The following is a 19,352-nucleotide window of genomic DNA, read 5'->3' on the forward strand; positions in this document are numbered from 1 at the left end:
TTGTTTTGTCATTGACGATTTATCCTTAGATAAATCACCCTGCACGTTTGGTTCGTCTTCTTTAATTTTCAAAGGTCTTGTTCCTTGTTGCTCTCTCGCGACAACTATCTTAGTTTATCATTTCTTAGAAACTTTGTCAACACTTTTTTGAAACTTTTTTTCGTTTCGCTGTTAACCAGTCCCTCAAGAGACAACTCAATTATTCTATCATCTTCTACTGAACTTGTCAACACTTTTTTGAAACTTTTTTTCATTCCGCTACTGACTAACTCCTCAAGAGACAACTCAATTATTCTATCACGACATACTATACATTGTCAACCGGTTTTTTGGGATTTTTTACACTGAAAGTTCTATGTAGATACTAAAACATAAGGTTAATTCCAAATAATACCGCTGAATCAGTCAATCAGGCACTTTAAGTTACTATTGGCTGAGTACCACATTTAGCCACTCCTCTCCTATTCCTTCTTCTCTTTGCTATAACCTAGATAAAAAGAAACTGAACAGAACCTTTTATAATACTTCTGCCCAATTTCTTGATTCGATTAACATAATGTTAGTGACTAGCTTTAGCGAAAGTCTTTCAAATGAATTTGTAGATCACGTATCATTTCACGGCGACCATTAAAACATTGTCCGCTAATTAATTTTTCGTATTTATCAAGTTGATCATTGCTCAGATTTTTTCGATAATCTCTCAAGGCACCTCTCAACATTAATAGTTCATCGTTTATCAATCCCGGTGATTGTATTGCGTGAGATAATTCGTGAATATCTTCATGTGGCATACGGTCAAACTTGCGTTTTTGACTTTCCTGTTTACGGATACGATCCTTGATTCGATTTCTGAACTTGACTTTGAAATAACAATATAATTGAACTTGTTCATCAACTAGCCACGGTTGATCTTCCAACAATTCAAACAAGGTCATCATTCCTTCTTGTTCCCAATCATCTCGATCCCATAGTTTAATGTAAAACTCTTTTCGAGCCTTGTTTACAATACCTTTGACGCTTGCGTACACTTTTTCGAATTCCATTTCTTAATCTCCTTTTGTTGATGGTTTAAGTTTATCGAAAAGTGCTGCCTTTCTACAGGACATTTTTGTCTAGCATACTTTATTTGATTTTTCTTTTTTAAAGTACATTTGCTATTGATACTCTATGGAAAACATTGCATTCTGCTTCAGAAGGGAGTTATTTGGTATAGTTCTAAGATTGAGATAAATAACTATTGATTCGTTTTTCTTGTAAATGCCCTGTTTCTGATGTGTATCATGTAAAAAAGCCCTCGCCAAGATTATGTACTTAGCGAAGGCTTTGTGGTTATTTTAGTGGTCGAGAGTGAGGATAAATCCGTTATGGAATGTCTTGCCCAGAGTATTTTTATACTACTCTTTCGTATTAATTTTCTCTTTTACCTCTTCATAAGAAAGGGGATGAACATCTTCATCATCACGTTCAATATTCTCTGGCATTTTGCCTGTTTCATAGAGAGATTTAATCTGAACACTGTCTAGGGTTTCGTATTTGAGCAATGCTTCTGCGATTAGTTTATGAGTTTCGCGATTAGACTGAATAATTTCAGCCGCTTTGTTGCGAGCTTCATTTAACAAATCACGTACTTCATTATCTAACTCATATGCAGTTTGCTCAGAAATATGTTTTTGAGTTGTTTGTCCACCAAACATTGCATGACTACCTTCATACTGCATTGGTCCCATTTTTTCACTCATACCATATTCTGCAACCATGGCACGCGCCATCTGTGTAGCTTGCTCAAAGTCATTTGAGGCACCTGTGGTTTGAGTATTAAAGATAATTTCTTCTGCTACACGACCACCCATAAGCCCAGCCAATTGCTCCTTCATATCTTCTTTAGAAAGAAGCATTTGATCTTCTTTAGGAAGGGCAATCATGTATCCACCTGCGCGACCGCGGGGAACAATTGTTACTTTGTGAACTTCACGTGCATTTGATAGTACGAGACCAACAATTGTATGACCTGCTTCATGGTAGGCAACGATTTCGCGTTCTTTGGCTGAAACTTGACGGTCTTTCTTAGATGGACCTGCAATGACACGATCTTCTGCTTCGTCAATATCTGAAGCATCAATGACAGTCTTGTTTCGACGTGCAGCTACAAGGGCTGCTTCGTTAAGAACATTTTCCAAATCAGCACCAACAAATCCTGGTGTTTGTTGAGCAACCAATTTCAAGTCTACATCTGCTGCTAATGGTTTATTCTTCGCATGAACTTTAAGGATGGCTTCACGTCCTTTAACATCCGGACGACCAACCAATACTTTACGGTCAAAACGACCTGGACGAAGAAGGGCAGGGTCTAAAACATCACTACGGTTGGTTGCGGCAATGACAATAATCCCTTCGTTCCCTTCAAAACCATCCATTTCAATTAAGAGTTGGTTGAGGGTTTGTTCACGTTCATCGTTACCACCACCCATGCCGACACCACGTTGGCGACCGACAGCATCGATTTCATCGATGAAAATAATGGCTGGTGCTGCTTTTTTTGCATCTTCAAATAATGAACGAACACGGCTGGCACCGACACCAACAAACATTTCAACAAAATCTGAACCAGAAATGGAGAAGAATGGCACACCCGCTTCACCCGCTACTGCTTTGGCAAGCAAGGTTTTACCTGTGCCTGGAGGTCCCTCTAATAAGACACCTGCTGGAATACGTGCTCCAAGTTTAGTAAAGCGTTTTGGATCCTTCAAAAATTCAACAACTTCAACTAATTCTTGTTTTTCTTCCTCTGCACCTGCTACATCTGAGAAACGTACCTTGATGTTACTTTGTTCCAAAGCCTTCGCTTTGTTTCGTCCGAAGTTCATGGCTCCTCGAGCTCCGCCACCGCCTTGGTTCATCATCATCATGAAGAATACACCAACAATAACAAGTGGCAACAAATTAAAGATAATGTTTAACCATAGTCCATTTGAACTTTCGGGTTTAATAGTAACCTTTACTCCATTTTCATTTGCAAGAGCTTGTAGCTCTGACAAATTCGTTTCTGACGGTAAAATTAGCGACTTAAAGTTTTTATACTTAACTTTGCTAGAAACTTGGAATAACTTAATAGATGAAGCTAACTCATCTTTTGCTTCCTGTTCTGTCTTGTATTTACCTGTAATTTCAATAACGCTTGAATCTGGTTGATAGGTCAATTCTGAAACATTATTATTTTTTAGTTCAGTAATAACTTGTGAATAGCTAATTTCTTGAGTAGCAACCTGCTGACCAGCGTTAAAAAATTGAAAGGCTGTAACAATAGTGGCAATAACGAGAATAATGAGAAAAGGATTTTTTATAAATCCTTTATTTGGTTGATTGTTCATAATATAGTAGGAAACCTTTTTCTATTTTGTATAAACTTCCTCTTTTAGTACACCAACATAAGGAAGATTACGGTAGTTTTCATCGTAGTCTAATCCAAATCCAACTACAAATTCATTTGGAATAGTAAAGCAAGTGTAGTCTGGCTCAATCTCAACAACTCGACCTTCTGGTTTATCAAGGAGTGTAGCAATTTTGATAGATTCAGCTTGACGGAGAGCAAACAGCTCTTTTAGTTCTTTTAATGTACGACCAGTATCAATAATATCTTCAACAAAGATAATGTGGCGACCTGCAACACTATTGTCCAAATCCTTGATAATCTTAACGGTACCGCTACTCTCCGTTCCGCCATGGTAGCTAGAAACAACCATATAATCCGTTTCTACATGGGCATCAATATGTTTCATTAATTCTGCCATAAATGGGATAGAACCTTTTAAAATTCCTACAAGAATAGGATTCTTATCTGCATAGTCTGTTGCTAAAATTTGACCGAGTTCTTTGCATTTTGCAACGATTTCTTCTTCTGAAACAAGAATTTTCTTAATATCTTTGTCCAACATAGTTGTTCTACTCTTTCATTTTTATATATAAGGTAGCTTTGATTATACCATTTTTTACTGATTTACTCAAATCACTGCTAACAAGATTCGTAATTCCATAAATTTCTCCATTCTGCTCGATAATAAGCGCATTTTGTCGAACTTTCTGTGAGATTTTATTATCAATAAACCAACGGCGGAGTTTTTTATTTATTCCGTTTATTAAAATGGTATCCCCAGCCTGCCTTCTCCTCACTACAATTGGATTTTCTGTAGGAAAATATAAAATACTATCCGCTTCTTCCAAAGGATGATTGAGAGAAAAAATATATGAACCGTAAGAAAAAATACCCTCTGATTTTATCATGATTTTTTCTGGTTGACTATCCGTCTCTGGTCCTATTTTATAAATTTGAAAACGATGATAATCCTTCTCTAACATGTAATCATTTTTCAATAAATGATAGTAGTTAGCTTTTGAACGCAAGATGTGTAATACTTCATTAAATTGTGGACGAGAGAGCTGTAAATCAGGAAATTTTTCCAAATATTCATCTAATAGATAACTTTGTACCGCAGGTGTCTGTTGTTGAAAACTCATCACATCTGTAACGGATAAATCCTGTGTCAAATCTCTTAGCGCTTGAAATAGATTATTTGTATCAACTGCAAGATTATTGAGAGTAAGTTCGATTTTAGGATTTTCCTGTTTTAACTTTGGTAAATAGTCATTTCTGACCCTATTTCGAAAATATTTGAAATCTGCATTGCTGCAATCTTCAAAATGAAATAGCTTTTCAAAATCTGCCTTTTTAAAAGATAAAAGTGGTCGGATAAGTTCCCCTGTTGCAAAAGGCTGAGTCGGTTGAATTGCTGATAAGTGACGTAAACGCCCTCCTCTAATCAATCGCATAAATACAGTTTCTGCTTGATCATCTGCATGGTGGGCTGTCACTAGTGCAGTGTAGCCTTCCTTCTCCATGATTGTAGCAAAAAATCCATAACGCCATTTTCGCGCCGCTTCTTCTGAAAAAACACCTTCAAAATAGGACAGATAAAAGGGAACATTACTTTCTTCTGCTAACTGTCTAAGATATTTTTCCTCAATGACAGATTCTTCTCTCTGTCCATGATTAATATGGGCAATTCCAAGTTCAATCCCTAGCACTTGTTTGCATTCGTATAAAAGATGGAATAGGTTCATAGAATCTAACCCACCAGATACGGCTACTAGTACTTTCTTATGTTTATCAAAAAAGTGACCATCCAGTGTCACTTTTAAAAATCTATCTTTCATTTACTTTAAAATCCCGTAAATATCATTTGCAATTTGTGTAATCTCATCATAATTTGATTTATCTGTAAAAATAGATAAAACAAAAGGAGACTCTGCGTAAACAATCGCTACATCGTGTTTGACATCGTCTGCATCGCCAATTTTATGAGCAACTGGAACTGAGATGTCTTTCGAAATACGTTGATTATCAAATTGAGTAGATAACAAACTTTCTAGCACATAGCCATTTTGAATATATAAGGCTTCCATCGTTTTCCCTGCGATCTCAGCTGAAGTTTCACGTGTAACCATACTCCACTCACTACCTGTTTTAGCAGTTATTACTTGATAAAAATTGGAATCGAATTTATTAGCTACATAATAAGAAAGTAAATTACTAGCTACATTATCTGACTCTTTAGCAGTCTTATTGATCAATTCTTCCACTGAATAATCTTTATTGTCAGGAGTTTTTGACAGTGAACCACTTCCTCCAGCAGCATAAGCTCCTGGGAAGGACATAGATTCGGCTGTATATTTCACTTTAGTAGTCAAATCAATATACCCAGCATTCAGTTGCTCTTGAACGTAATAAAGAATTGGTAGTTTAGCAATGCTGGCAGAATAGAATAGTTTCTCTTGATTTACACCTGCAGTTTGACCTGTTGACAATTGTTTCACATATATACCAATAGTATCTTTGGAATATTTGTTAGTCAACAACTCTTGAACGGCTTCTACTCTATTATCCGTTTTAGAAAGATTATTTACTGCAATCCAACCTTTATCTGTAACATAAGCAAAATCACCTAGGGAAGTTGTTACGATTTTAGAAACCATAACAGCTTGATAGGGTTGTAAATCATTTTTTATTTCCGTAGCTTCGTTAGCAATTGGTGAGGTTAACAATGTGAAACCTTTTTTTGTCCAATAAGTTTGCTCAACAGTAGTTTCTGTAACAATTACATCATCAAATAGTAGATGCCTACTTGCAAGAATGTAACCCCTGTCATCTATTTGGAAAACCAATTCTTTTTTGCTATTGACTAGAACATCCGTAATAGAAAAACGTTGGTTCGGCTGTAATTGTCCACCTGCTATAGTCAGTTCTTCATCCGAATAAAGATTCTCAGTTTGAAAAACATTTGGGTTTTGAGGGATAGTTTGAAAATACTGATCATAGATAGTATGAGTCAATTCGTATTCTTCTTGCGCTGTGAGTTCAAATGGTATTTCTGTACTATCGACCACCTGCCATCCAAATAAAACTGGCAATAACCATACGAGCAGTTTCTTCTGCATACTCCCTCCTTTCTACGATTCATTTTCTTCTAACTTTAATTCTCTATTCTTTTGATTCAACTCTTCTAATTTTTCATCAGAATGCTGTAAAAATTGCTCTACAATTTTAAAAATAGATTCGGTCATTTTGGTAACCCTGGAATATTGTAGACAAATTCCCCTTCTTTAGAGTATTGATACTTAGCCCGAACATACTTTGCTGCGTATTCCTCATTTTTCAATTTTGCAACCATCTCTGCTTCCTGCTGCTGTTCTTTGGTCAGTTCTTCGTAATTTTTTTCCAATTCAGCAAGTTTCTTTTCCTGCTGCTGAATATTAGTGTAAGTCCCAACAAGATTATAGGCAGGCAACATAAAAAGAAAGATAACTAGAATGAGAATTGCACCCATAAAACGATTTTTTTGTTGGCGTTCTGCCAATTGATGCTGAGTTTTTTTACGCTCCGACTGAATAAAGGCATTATTCAGTTGTAGAATTTTAGATTTCTTCATCTTTTTCTATCCTTTTTTCACTGATAATTTCATACATTTTCAGTGCGTCTTCTTTTTTAGTCGAATCTTTCATTTCAAGTACTTTTACAGTGAGTAGTTTATTACCAAATTGGATTTCAACCTGATCATTTACTTTTAAATCTGTTGAAGATTTCGCCAAAATCCCATTGACTTTTATTCGTCCTTTATCGGCAACTTCCTTCGCAACTGTTCGACGCTTGATAATGCGGGATACTTTCAAATATTTATCTAGTCTCATACTTTACCTCAGTTCACTATTTTACCATTTTTCAAGGTATTTGAGAAATTTATTCTGCCTTCCTTGCTTTAATTTCTTTTAATTTTTCAGCAAAAGAAATCAATTCCTCTAATATTTCATATTCTTTTTTCTGTTGAATGTTAAACACAACAGCTAGTTTTCCTTTATTTTCCGTTATCTGAGCTTTCAAATTTGTCACAGATAAAGCTTCAAAGTAATCTTGCGTTAGGAAAATTTGACCAGCCATAGGTTCGAATGTTACTGTCACTTGATGTTGGCGTCTAAGAACTGTATGACAGAAAACTTGGTCTAAAAATGACTTCAATAGACCGATTTCAAGCAAGTAGGCTACTACATCAGGATACTCTCCAAAACGGTCAATCAATTCTTCCTGTAATTCTTGATAGTTTACACGACTGTCAATATTCTTTATACGCTTGTAAATTTCGATTTTTTGTCGCTGATCACCAATATAATCACTTGGTAAATAGGCATCAATCTGTAAATTGACCTCTGAATTACTCTTCTGACGTTGGGTTGCCTTACCTTGTTTTTCCAAGATGGCTTGTTCCAGCAATTGTGAATACATCTCATATCCCACAGAATCAATAAAACCTGACTGAGCAGCACCTAAAATATTTCCCGCACCACGAATGGACAAATCTTGCATGGCAATCTTGAAACCTGATCCTAGTTCTGTAAAACCCTTAATGGCTTCCAAGCGTTTTTCAGCTACTTCTGTCAAGGACTTGTCTGGACGGTACATGAGATAGGCATAGGCAATCCGACTGGAACGGCCAACACGTCCTCTAAGTTGATAAAGAGTTGACAGTCCCATATGATCTGCATTTTCAATAAACAGTGTATTAGCATTGGGAATATCAACACCTGTTTCAATGATTGTTGTGGTCACTAGAATATCATACTCACCCTCTACAAAGGCATAGAGAGTATTTTCTAATTGGATCTCCGACATTTGTCCATGGACGTATCCTATAGTAGCTTCTGGAACCAATTCTTTTAATTCAGACACTTTCTGTTCAATTGTATCAACTTTATTGTAAAGATAGTAAACCTGACCTCCGCGATCTATCTCACGAAGCATTGCATCTCGGATAACGGAAGGATTTGTTTCCATCACATAAGTTTGTACAGGATAGCGATTTGTCGGTGGAGTCTCAATTACTGATAAGTCACGGATTCCCAACATGGACATTTGCAATGTCCGAGGAATTGGAGTTGCAGTTAGGGTTAGGACATCTATTTTCTTTTTCAATTCCTTCAAGCGTTCCTTATGCTTGACACCAAACCGTTGCTCTTCGTCAATAACCAGTAAACCTAAATCAGCAAAAACAACATCTTTTGATAGAAGGCGATGGGTACCAATCAAGATATCAACTTGACCTTTTTTCAACTTCTCAAGTGTTTTTTCCTGCTCTGCCTTTGTTTTAAAACGACTCATAACATCCACATTGACAGGAAATTCAGCAAATCGTTCTTGGAAATTAGCATAATGTTGCTGGGCTAAAACAGTCGTAGGAACAAGAATAGCTACTTGCTTGCCATCATTGACTGCTTTGAAGGCAGCGCGCATGGCTACCTCTGTCTTACCAAATCCGACATCTCCTACTAACAGACGGTCCATTGGAGAGTCTTTTTCCATGTCTTTTTTGATTTCATCAATGGAACGGAGTTGGTCATCGGTTTCCACGTGTGTAAAGTAGTTGTCAAATTCAACTTGATTTTCATCATCAGGTGAAAAGGCAAAGCCTTTCAGCTGACTACGCTCCGCATAAAGCTTAATCAAATCATCTGCAATATCCTCCACTTGCTTCTGAACTTTTTGCTTGGTTCGTTGGAACCGGCCATCGTTTAGCTTATTAACTTTTGGAGCTTTCCCATCGGACGCTAAGTATTTGGAGAGAAGATCAATTTGTTCTACAGGAATAGAAATGCGATCGGAGTTTTGATATTGAACCGTTAAATAATCACGATGAATGCCTGAAATTTCAATAGTCTCAATTCCTAGGTATTGACCGATACCATGAACATGGTGAACAACATAGTCACCAACTGCTAATTCACTATAGTCCTTAATACGTTCAGCGTTAGAAATATTGGTTCTACGTGTCTTACGCTTCATTTTCTTATTGAAAATCTCTTTTTCAGTGATGAAAACTAGTTTTTCATCCATCAAATGAAAACCTGAAGCTAACTGACCAATCGTAACCTGTTGCTGACCTTCTACTAACTTATCTGCTGCATGTACTGGAAGATGGATATCATACTCTTGTAAAGTTTTCTGTAAAGTCTGTAAACTCACATCAGAACTCGCTTGAATAACAACGGTATTGTTTGACTTCGCATATCGAGTCAATTCATCTTTTAACAGTGGAATCTGGTGGAAAAATTCCTGCATAGGATACTGTGTGAATTGATAAAGAGCATCAAACTTTACATTGCCTAAACCTTTTTGAAAACTTGAAAAGAAGGTGGCAGGTTTGTATTTTCTCAATTCAGCGAAAGTTGAAGCAAAATATTTCAAACTTGACACTGTTTTGCCCTTCTGTAAATCATCTGTCAACAAGTCTGCAATTTCTTTTTCAAATTGAGCCTGCTTATCAGCGATTTTATGAAAATCATCCAAAAATAAGGGAGAACTCTTTGGTAAGTAATCCAACAATGTCCATGATTGTTCATAGATACAGGACAAGAATTTACGCAAATCTGGATGCCGGTACTCCGTCTGCATATCAGCTAAGACTTCTCGTAAGTAAGACTGTTGCTCCTCTAGGGTCGATTGTTCAATAGCTGTCTGAATGTATTGGCTAGCTCTACTATAGTCTTCTGAAGACAAAATGATATCGGAAGCTGGAGAGATCGAGATTTCGTCTAGATTTTCTAAGGATTTTTGACTGTCAACATCAAAGATACGAATGCCATCAATCTCATCTCCAAAAAATTCTATTCGGTAAGGAGTTTCTGATTGCATGTCAAAAATATCTAGAATATCACCTCGTTGGCTAAATTCTCCCTGGGTTAATACACGAGACACTTTTTTGTAGCCGATGTTGACAAGATTCTTTACAAGTTTGTCAACTTCTATTTCTTGACCAACTTCAAGCTGTATTTTAGAACCTTTATAAGTCTCAGGACTCGGCAATAAGACCCGACAAGCAGCCATGCTAGCAACTAAAATTCCTGAACTGGTAGAATCTGTCAAGAAATTTAAACTGTCAATCCTTGATTGAGTCCGTTCTTTTGATGCAAAAACAAACTCGGCAATAGGACTATCATCTGTAAAAAAGTTGTAAACATTCTCACTTCCAATAATGGCTGTTAAATCTGCAACTAATTTCTCAGCATCATTTTGAGTAGCAGTCACAATCATTATTTTTTCAGCCATACTATCATAGGCAGTCGCCATGACTAATGACTTACTGGTTCCAGTGAGTCCTAATAATAGTTGGCGAGTTGACTTGTTTAAGCCAGACTGCCACTGATTGATTTGCTTGTTCTTGTGAAGTAAATCGAGTATATTCATTATCCGTTAAACTTTCTCATAATGGTATCAAAATCATCTTCTTCCAGATAAAAGTTGACAGCCTTGTCAAGTTTATCTAAGGCCAAATCAATCTCGATACGATCTTCTGTATCAAACCCTGACAAGACATAGTTTACAACGCTCATTTTTCCTTTAGGACGCCCAATACCAATCTTGATACGGTCAAATTCCTGTGTTCCAATATGCTTGACAATGGATTTGATACCATTGTGGCCACCAGCTGAACCTTTTTGACGAAAACGAATTTTTCCTACAGCCATGTCCAAGTCGTCGTAAGCCACCAGAATATCAGTTGCATCCAGACCATAATAAGCCATCAGGGCATGAACAGCCTTACCTGATTCGTTCATGAAGGTCGTTGGCTTTACTAGATAGATTTTTTCGCCGTCAATAAAGGTAGTTGCAATATCAGCTTGGAAAATCTTATCGTGGTTAAAGGTCACATTTTCACGCTTAGCAATCTTATCCAGCAGCATAAAACCAACGTTATGTTTTGTTTCAAAATAACGGTCTCCGGGATTTCCAAGACCGATGATCAATCGTGTCATTTTTTCTCCTTAAATACCAAAAGGCTGGAAAAAGCTTTCCAACCAAGTAATCATCCTCTTTGATGCGATAAACTGTTCTTAGTCTAGGCGTTGAAACCGCAGACAATACTGATGGTATGGCAAGGTAAAACAACGAAGAATAAGGACAGTTTAGCCATCAAACGTTAAAGCGGAACTCCATGATGTCCCCATCCTGAACCACATACTCTTTTCCTTCTTCACGAAGGCGTCCAGCTTCCTTAACAGCCTTTTCAGAGCCGTATTGAATCAAATCATCATAGGACATGGTGACGGCACGGATAAAGCCTTTTTCAAAGTCTGAATGGATAATACCCGCACACTGAGGAGCTTTCATGCCACGTTTGAAGGTCCAAGCACGCACTTCTTTTTCCCCTGCGGTAAAGTAAGTTCCAAGGCCAAGCAAGTGGTAGGCTGCACGGGTCAATTTGTCCACGCCAGATTCTGTCAAGCCGAGTGCTTCTAAAAACTCACCCTTGTCTTCATCGTCGAGTTCTGAAATTTCTTCTTCAGCACGCGCAGAAATCACCACCACTTCTGCATTTTCTGTTGCTGCAAAGTCACGGATTTGCTGAACATAACTGATAGACTCAGGATCTGCTACCTTGTCTTCATCGACGTTGGCAACATAGAGGACTGGTTTAGTGGTCAAGAGGAAGAGTTGCTTAACGATTTTTTGTTCTTCATCTGTGAAGTCAACTGTACGAGCAGATTTTCCGTCTTCTAGGACAGGTTTGATTTTTTCAAGGACTGCAAATTCTGCGACAGAATCCTTGTCTTTTTGCGTACGTGCCATTTTTTCTACACGTGCATAACGCTTGTTGATGCTCTCTAGGTCCGCCAAAATCAATTCTAGGTTAATGGTATCAATATCTGCGATTGGATCCACAAAGGCGTCTTCACGGCCTTGTTCACGCATGACATTTTCATCGTCAAAGGCACGCACAACGTGTACAATCGCATCAACTTCGCGGATATTGGCCAAGAATTTATTTCCAAGCCCTTCACCTTTAGAAGCACCTTTTACGATACCGGCAATATCGGTAAATTCAAAAGTGGTTGGAACTGTCTTTTTAGGAGTAATAAGCTCTGTCAACTTCTGCAAACGCTCATCTGGCACTTCCACCATACCGACGTTTGGATCAATGGTTGCGAAAGGGTAGTTTGCAGCTTCTGCTCCTGCTTTGGTAATTGCGTTAAATAGGGTTGATTTACCAACGTTTGGCAAACCGACGATTCCTGCTGTTAAAGCCATGTTTTTTTACTCTCCAATTAAAAATTCAATCATGACTATTATAGCAGAAAAGTAGAGAAAAAGCTTGCTGTTTGGCAAGCTTCGTTAAAAATAATGCTGAATAAATAATCCACCTAAAAGCATAACTGCAAGAAAAATGAGAACGACAATATCTCCTCTTGTAAGAGGTCGTTTGGATTCTTCGTACAAGTATTCCCAACCATTCATTTTTCCTCGTTGTTCCACCACAATTTCCTTCTCAGGTTCTTTCCCTAAAACCAGATAAAGATAATCCAGACTAACACCGAAGATTTCTGCCAGCTGTACTAGTTTGTCAATGTCTGGTGTGGCTTCACCATTTTCTCACTTGGAAACAGCCTGACGGGAAATATAGAGTTTCTCTGCCAACTCATCTTGAGATAGGTTCTTGTCTGTGCGTAAAACTCGAATTTGCTGTGCTAACTGATTCATAATCATTTCCTCCTATTTTTTATAAGTCTATTATAGTTTAGAAAGAAACAGTTGACTAGCACTTGTTAGGAAATATTCGCAACCAGCAGTTGCAAACTGTCAACTAGGCTTCACTCGGCAGCACTTGTTGCATTTTTCGTTCAAAATCATGCCGGCTCATCATGACTACATGGTCACAGTTGCTACAGCGGATTTTAATATCCGCTCCTAGACGGATAACCTCCCACTTATTGGCCTTCTTGCCGGTCGATTTGATGACACAGGCATGAGGCTTTTTCATTTCGACAAATGATCCTAATTGATACATACTTCCTCCTTAAAGATACATACTTCTTTCCTGATAGGTTAACGTTACCTCATTTGCAGTGCATGTCTCTCCATCTATTTGCAATAACAATTTTTCTTTTGATTTTAAAACTACATCTACCCCTATTAAATGCTGAATTGTGTGAGAAGATTCATGCCTCTTCGTTAATAAGGCTAACAATGATTGTAGACGTTGGTAGAAATTTCCATTTTTGAAGTAAACAATATCTACTTCCTTCTTTTTAGCACTTGCTGTTGGCCATATCATGATTCCTCCACCAAAATAAAGACTATTTGCTACAGAAATAAAAAAGAGATTATCTAACTGATAAGATTTTTCATCAAGAGTTAATTCTAAGTTTATAGCTTGTTTTGAAAATAATGTTTTAATACCAAAGAATAGATAAGTTAACTTCCCAAGTTTTACCTTGTTCAGAATTTTTTTCAAAATTGAATTCGTTGAACCATTGATAACTTGAGCTGCAAAGCCAAAATCCATACTGTTTACAACCGTTCCGTATGAACTGTTTAAAACATATATCCGACTTGTTTTTCCCTCTAAAATGGCATCTACACTTCTATAGAGCGATGTTATATTCATTGCCTTAGCAAAATCATTTCCAGATCCTGTTGGATAATAAGCAAACGGTAGACTAGTCGGCCAAAAACGCAAAGCTTTAGACAGTGTGCCGTCTCCACCTAAAATCATTAATTGGTCCTCACTACTGACAAACTCCTTTAAAATAGCCTCTATTTGCCTTTTTTCATCCTCAGGACCAACTGTCATAAAAATATTAACTGCAAGCTGTGGATAACTTTCTTTTATTTTGAATATGATATGTTCAGCAGTATGGCTACCAGCATTAGGATTAGCTAATATATATAACGTCATTTATTCCCCATCACTAAATATATAAAAATAAGCTAGGTGCTATTTTTTAGTATAACATAAAAACGGCTAGTTTAGCCGTTCTTAATATTATTTAGTTGGTACGAACTGGTGTAACCAATTGAATAAAATCTTCCCCTTCATTATTTGGAATCAATGTAAATGGACGGACAGAAGAGATAAAGCTAATTTTCACTTGTTCACTAGTTGTGGCTTTCAATGCTTCTATCAAGTAAGTTGGGTTAAAGCTGATTACTAAGTCTTCACCTGATACTTCTACAGTATCTAATTCCTCATTCACACGTCCAACTTCTGGAGAATTTACATGAGCCGATACAACATTATTAGCAATTTCTAGTTTTACTGTACCATTTTGGGTTGCATTTGAAAGAAGACGAGCACGCTCCATCGAGTGACGAAGATTTGCAGTATCAAAAATTGCAGTTGTTTTAAACTCAGTTGGAATTAAGCGGTCGGTATCAGGGTAGGTACCTTCTAATAAGCGTGTATAGAAGCTAATATGCTCGCTTCTAAAAAGGATTTGATTATTTGAAAAGAAGACTTCCACTGTTTCAATATCATCTGTAAAAACTGCAGTAAATTCACGGAGAGAACGACTTGGAATGACAACATTAAAATCATCACCAGATGTATCAAGGACCAATTTCCGTTGGCTCATACGGTGTGAATCTGTTGCAACAGTTTTTAGATTTTTATTTTCTGTTAAAACAAAATGAACACCCGTAAGAATAGGACGACTTTCTTGTGTAGAAGCTGCAAATGCTGTTTCATTAATTGTTTGTTTTAATACTTTGGTTTCTAACACCAATGGTTTTGAAGTTGGAACTTCCTGTAAACGAGGATACTGTTCTGCTTCTTTTCCCTTTAATGTGATTTCAGACTTACCACTTGTCAAAACGATTTGCTTTTGTTCAATTTCATTGAAGTCAAGGACCAAATCTGGCATGCTGGATACGACATTAATAAAGAAACCAGCTTCTAAGAGAATGGAGCCTGGAGAACTGATCAAAAGTCCTGCATTTTCATCTTGAATAGAAATAAAATGTTCAATCGAGATTTGTCCATTTGAACCAGTTAAAGTGATTCCTTCACTAGTTACTGTAATTTTTACTGTTGAAAGAATTGGAATAGCATTTTTTGTACTGATTGCCCGTTTAGTAATACTAAGTGCTTGTAGAAATATATTTTTATTAATAGAAAATTGAATCATGGATTCTCCTTTATTTATTATCTATAAGGTTAATAGTAATAGTAGTCTCTGTGTATTCTGTGGAAAAGTGATGAAAGACCAATAAAACTGCGGAAATTAACTTGTTCACAACTTGTGGAAAAAACAGAGTTTTTTTAAAAAGTTATACACAGGTTAACGAAGTTTATTTTTTATACTGGTAATCTCTATTTCTAAATTCTCATCATCCAAGAGGAGAGTTTTTATTTTATTGTATGCATGCATAACGGTTGTATGGTCTCGATTACCAAATTCTTTCCCAATTTTTGGAAGGGAATTGTCTGTCATTTCACGTGCTAAAAACATAGCAACTTGTCGCGCGTGAACGATATGTTGAACACGCTTAGAACCTTTTAATTCTTTCAAGCTGACACCGTAGAAATTTCCCACTTCGGTTTGGATTTTCTCAATAGGAATAACCATATTTTGTGGATTTGTTTGTTTTCTTGATCGAATAGCCTCAGCAGCAACCTCGACACTTATCTCAGACAGTTGACGCATAGTGGCTATCAAATGGATATCTTTTAAGGCACCTTCAAGGTCACGTACGTTCGAATCAAATTGCCCAGCTAGATAGGATAGCGTCTCATTTGTAAAGTTATAAGGCAGGTTCTCGCACTTGTTACGTAAAATTGCGATACGTGTTTCAAAATCAGGTGGAGTGATTTCACTGGTTAACCCCCATTTGAAACGTGTTACTAGTCTTTCTTCCAAATTATCTAAGTGATCGGGATTACGGTCACTTGTGAGTACAATCTGCTTATTTTTTTCATGAAGTGCATTAAAAGTATGGAAAAATTCTTCCTGTGTTGTTGCTTTATTACGGAGAGACTGAATGTCATCAATTAGAAGTAAGTCCAGATTGCGATAGGTTTTTTTGAAACTTTCCATATCATTGAGACGGAGGTGTTCTAAAAATTCATTGATGAATGTTTCCGATGAGACATATTTTATTCTTGCCTGGGGATTATCGGCTAGAACCTTATTTCCAATCGCATTTAAAATATGAGTTTTTCCAAGACCAGGACCACCAAAAATGAATAATGGATTGTAGAGCTCACCTAGGTTATCAGATACAGCTAAAGCTGCAGCCTTTGCCCAGTGATTATTGTCTCCTTGTACAAAATTAGCAAAGGTGTACTGGGATTTTATATCAGAATGAACCGGTTTAAAAGTTTCTTGAGGAGTAGCCGATTCAGGTGTCTGTACCTGGTGAACCACTGAACTTCTTGCGTTTGTAGTGTTCTTAATCTCCTGTTCATCCTCTGTAAATTGATATTGGATGGCAAGAGGCTCTCCGTAGATTTCAAAACTAGCGGCAATCATTAACTCTTCGAAGTTTTTTTCCCAGAAATCTTTTTTAAATGGACGATTTAAGAAAATATTGGCAACTTGCTGGTTGATTCCGAGTAATTTTGCATCAGCGACATAAAAATCATAAATAGATGGCTTAAAATTTACCTTTGCCAATTCAATAAATCGTTGCCAAAAAAGTTGTTCTTGGTTCATATTTTCCCCCTTTCACATTATATTCGTTAGAATAGTGTACCATAAAAAACAAAAGTTTTCCACAGATAATTTTAAAAATCCACACTGTTAACAAAAGTTTTCCACAAGATGTGAATAAAAGCCAGAACCTTTGCTGGTCCTGACTTTTTGTAATGATTTTAGTGTGGAAAAGAGTGTTTATAAAAATAAATTGTAAACAAGTCTATTTAAAATTGTTGATAATTCTTTCGAATTCATCGAGGTCATTAAAGCTAATCCGAATTTCTCCGCTCCCGTTTTTCTTCTTGATAATTTTTGTAGCTGTTCCAAGAGTTTTACTGAGTGAATCTTCCTGTTCTTTTAAAAATTGGTCGCGTTGTTTAAGCTTAGTGTGTTTTTTCTTATTTGCAGCTATTAATTTTTCAAGCGTACGCACACTTAAATCTTTTGATAAAATGAGTTGAACCCATTCGGCTTGCTTTTCTTCTGAAAATGACACCAATTGTCGCGCGTGCCCTTGTGAAATTTTTCCTTCTTCTACAGCTTGTTTAGTCTGAGATGATAGATTTAGTAGGCGCAATAAATTACTGATATATGGTCTTGATTTTCCCATGATTTGAGCAACTTCATCATGCGTTAACCCTCTACTAATCAATTTTTGATAAGAGGCTGCTTCTTCTATCGGATTTAAGTTAGAACGCTGTAGATTCTCTATGATAGCCTGATAGAGTAAATCATCATCAGTTAGTTCCTTTACCACTGCTGGTATTGTAGTCAGTCCAGCTAATTGACTGGCTCGCAACCTTCTTTCTCCAGCTAATAATTCGTATCCGATAATAGAAGATTTTCTTACAATAATCGGTTGAATTAAGCCATTTTCCTTAATGGATTGAGCGAGCTCAAGTAGCTCCTTTTCATCAAAATGAATTCTTGGCTGATAGGGATTGGGATGGATTTCTGAAATATTTAGTGTACGTAATTCTTCCATATATCCTTATTCTAGCAAAAAAAACGAGACTTTACAATTGTGTAAAGTCTCATTTGTCAATTATTCGCTAAGTTCTTCTGTAGAATGTGTCAACTTAATGTCAACAGTTTGTTTCTGATTATTGCGGTAATAAGTTACAGTGATTGTGTCTCCAATTTGATGTTTGTAGAGAGCGCTTTGGAGATCGCTCTTATTTTGAATAGTTTCTCCGTCAATCTCAGTAATGACATCAAAAGTTTCTAATTTTCCATCTGCAGGTAGTCCACTTTGTGTAGAGACAATTACGACACCGGATGTTAATTCCGTATTTGATAATCCAGCTTTTTCCAATTGACTAGTTGACAAGGTCGTCAAGTTAACCATATGAACTCCAAGAGCAGGTCGGCTAACTTTTCCAGCTTTCTCAAGTTGATTGATAATGGCTACGGCATCATTTGCAGGAATAGCAAATCCCATCCCTTCCACAGCCACACCTGAGCTACTTACAGAACTTGAGGTGATTTTGCTAGAGGTGATACCAATAACTTGTCCTTGGATATTAATCAATGGTCCTCCAGAGTTTCCAGGGTTGATAGCTGTATCGGTTTGAATAGCGTTGGTTGAGATTGTTTGACCATCTTCTGATTGTGAAGTAACTGTCCGACTTAGGCTAGAAATAATACCTTGAGTAACTGTATTAGCGTAGACGCTACCTAGAGGACTACCAATTGCGATAGCAGTTTCTCCAACTTTAATTGTATCGGAATCAGCAAATTCAGCAACAGCAGTGACTTTATCTGCTGATATTTTTATAACAGCTATATCAGAATAGGTATCGGAACCAACGAGTTCACCGCTGATTTTTTCTCCAGATGCTAAAAGAATATCAATCTTTTCTGCGTTATTAATGACATGCGTATTTGTCACAATATAGGCATATTGACCATCTTTTTTATAGATAACCCCAGACCCCTCTCCAGCAACAGCTAGTTCGTCAGATGATTCAATATTTCCAAAGATAGCACCAAGACTATTGTTGGCTGATTTTTGGTAATTAATAACAGACACAACAGCATTTTGTACTTTCTCTACAGCTTTTGTGGTGGAAGTTTCATTATTGTATTGAACATTGCTGACACTAGTGATAGTAGAATTTGCTTGTTGAACCTGTGGTTGGAAGAAAGAGGCTGATAAGGCCCCAATAAGACCCCCAAAAAATCCAATTACAAATAGAATCGCAAATTTCAAATATTTTTTCATATAAGGAATCCTTTCCATTTCTTTAATTTTCCTTAAGATTACTCTTGCTTTCTTAATTATAGCTTAAAGTTTTCAAAAATCAATCCACAACCTGTGGATAACTCTGTGAATTATGTGA

17 protein-coding genes and 1 pseudogene are annotated in these 19,352 nt (G+C 36.8%); all 18 read right to left on the bottom strand.

Annotated elements, in window-relative coordinates:
- Positions 1-572: 572 nt before the first annotated feature.
- Positions 573-1,043 (bottom strand): sigma-70 family RNA polymerase sigma factor, encoded by a 471-nt coding sequence (locus tag SST111_RS01660; RefSeq protein WP_024393242.1) that lies wholly within the window; start codon positions 1,041-1,043, stop codon positions 573-575.
- Positions 1,044-1,394: 351 nt separating this feature from the next.
- Positions 1,395-3,368 carry an ATP-dependent zinc metalloprotease FtsH gene (gene ftsH, locus SST111_RS01665; protein ID WP_099809794.1) on the bottom strand — a complete coding sequence of 658 codons (1,974 nt, stop codon included), beginning with the start codon at positions 3,366-3,368 and terminating at the stop codon, positions 1,395-1,397.
- A 21-nt stretch (positions 3,369-3,389) separates the two neighbouring features.
- Entirely contained in the window at positions 3,390-3,932 is a 543-nt protein-coding gene (gene hpt / locus SST111_RS01670; RefSeq protein WP_029173842.1) for a hypoxanthine phosphoribosyltransferase, read from the bottom strand.
- A 7-nt stretch (positions 3,933-3,939) separates the two neighbouring features.
- Positions 3,940-5,208, bottom strand: a complete 1,269-nt coding sequence (gene tilS, locus SST111_RS01675; protein ID WP_099809795.1) for a tRNA lysidine(34) synthetase TilS — start codon at positions 5,206-5,208, stop codon at positions 3,940-3,942.
- Positions 5,209-6,489 carry a serine hydrolase gene (locus SST111_RS01680; protein ID WP_099809796.1) on the bottom strand — a complete coding sequence of 427 codons (1,281 nt, stop codon included), beginning with the start codon at positions 6,487-6,489 and terminating at the stop codon, positions 5,209-5,211.
- A 12-nt stretch (positions 6,490-6,501) separates the two neighbouring features.
- Entirely contained in the window at positions 6,502-6,615 is a 114-nt protein-coding gene (locus tag SST111_RS12335) for an SP_0009 family protein (protein ID WP_004194325.1), read from the bottom strand.
- Positions 6,612-6,980 (bottom strand): FtsB family cell division protein, encoded by a 369-nt coding sequence (locus SST111_RS01690; protein WP_024379486.1) that lies wholly within the window; start codon positions 6,978-6,980, stop codon positions 6,612-6,614. Before SST111_RS01690 ends, SST111_RS12335 begins: the two co-directional genes overlap by 4 nt.
- Positions 6,967-7,239, bottom strand: a complete 273-nt coding sequence (locus SST111_RS01695; protein WP_004194330.1) for an RNA-binding S4 domain-containing protein — start codon at positions 7,237-7,239, stop codon at positions 6,967-6,969. The genes SST111_RS01690 and SST111_RS01695 overlap by 14 nt, the downstream gene beginning before the upstream one ends.
- A gap of 49 nt (positions 7,240-7,288) precedes the next feature.
- Complete coding sequence (gene mfd, locus SST111_RS01700) at positions 7,289-10,783, bottom strand: transcription-repair coupling factor (RefSeq protein WP_099809797.1); 3,495 nt, start codon at positions 10,781-10,783, stop codon at positions 7,289-7,291.
- Positions 10,783-11,352, bottom strand: coding sequence for an aminoacyl-tRNA hydrolase (gene pth, locus SST111_RS01705; protein ID WP_099809798.1), 570 nt, complete (start codon positions 11,350-11,352; stop codon positions 10,783-10,785). Before pth ends, mfd begins: the two co-directional genes overlap by 1 nt.
- A gap of 157 nt (positions 11,353-11,509) precedes the next feature.
- Entirely contained in the window at positions 11,510-12,625 is a 1,116-nt protein-coding gene (gene ychF, locus SST111_RS01710; protein ID WP_014637241.1) for a redox-regulated ATPase YchF, read from the bottom strand.
- Between the two features lie 84 nt (positions 12,626-12,709).
- Positions 12,710-13,075, bottom strand: a pseudogene (locus SST111_RS01715) (helix-turn-helix domain-containing protein).
- Between the two features lie 103 nt (positions 13,076-13,178).
- Positions 13,179-13,382, bottom strand: coding sequence for a DUF951 domain-containing protein (locus SST111_RS01720; RefSeq protein WP_029172631.1), 204 nt, complete (start codon positions 13,380-13,382; stop codon positions 13,179-13,181).
- Positions 13,383-13,391: 9 nt separating this feature from the next.
- The gene (locus SST111_RS01725; protein WP_099809799.1) at positions 13,392-14,273 is read right to left on the bottom strand and encodes a diacylglycerol/lipid kinase family protein; all 882 of its coding nucleotides are present in this window, start codon (positions 14,271-14,273) and stop codon (positions 13,392-13,394) included.
- Between the two features lie 91 nt (positions 14,274-14,364).
- The gene (gene dnaN, locus SST111_RS01730; RefSeq protein WP_004194538.1) at positions 14,365-15,501 is read right to left on the bottom strand and encodes a DNA polymerase III subunit beta; all 1,137 of its coding nucleotides are present in this window, start codon (positions 15,499-15,501) and stop codon (positions 14,365-14,367) included.
- Positions 15,502-15,654: 153 nt separating this feature from the next.
- The gene (gene dnaA / locus SST111_RS01735; protein ID WP_024376047.1) at positions 15,655-17,028 is read right to left on the bottom strand and encodes a chromosomal replication initiator protein DnaA; all 1,374 of its coding nucleotides are present in this window, start codon (positions 17,026-17,028) and stop codon (positions 15,655-15,657) included.
- A gap of 202 nt (positions 17,029-17,230) precedes the next feature.
- Positions 17,231-17,995, bottom strand: coding sequence for a ParB/RepB/Spo0J family partition protein (locus tag SST111_RS01740; protein WP_012775418.1), 765 nt, complete (start codon positions 17,993-17,995; stop codon positions 17,231-17,233).
- A 60-nt stretch (positions 17,996-18,055) separates the two neighbouring features.
- Positions 18,056-19,252, bottom strand: coding sequence for a S1C family serine protease (locus SST111_RS01745; protein WP_044679209.1), 1,197 nt, complete (start codon positions 19,250-19,252; stop codon positions 18,056-18,058).
- Positions 19,253-19,352: the final 100 nt, after the last annotated feature.

Source organism: Streptococcus suis YS161 (assembly GCF_002760245.1).
In the GTDB taxonomy this organism is placed as follows: Bacteria; Bacillota; Bacilli; order Lactobacillales; family Streptococcaceae; genus Streptococcus; species Streptococcus suis_I.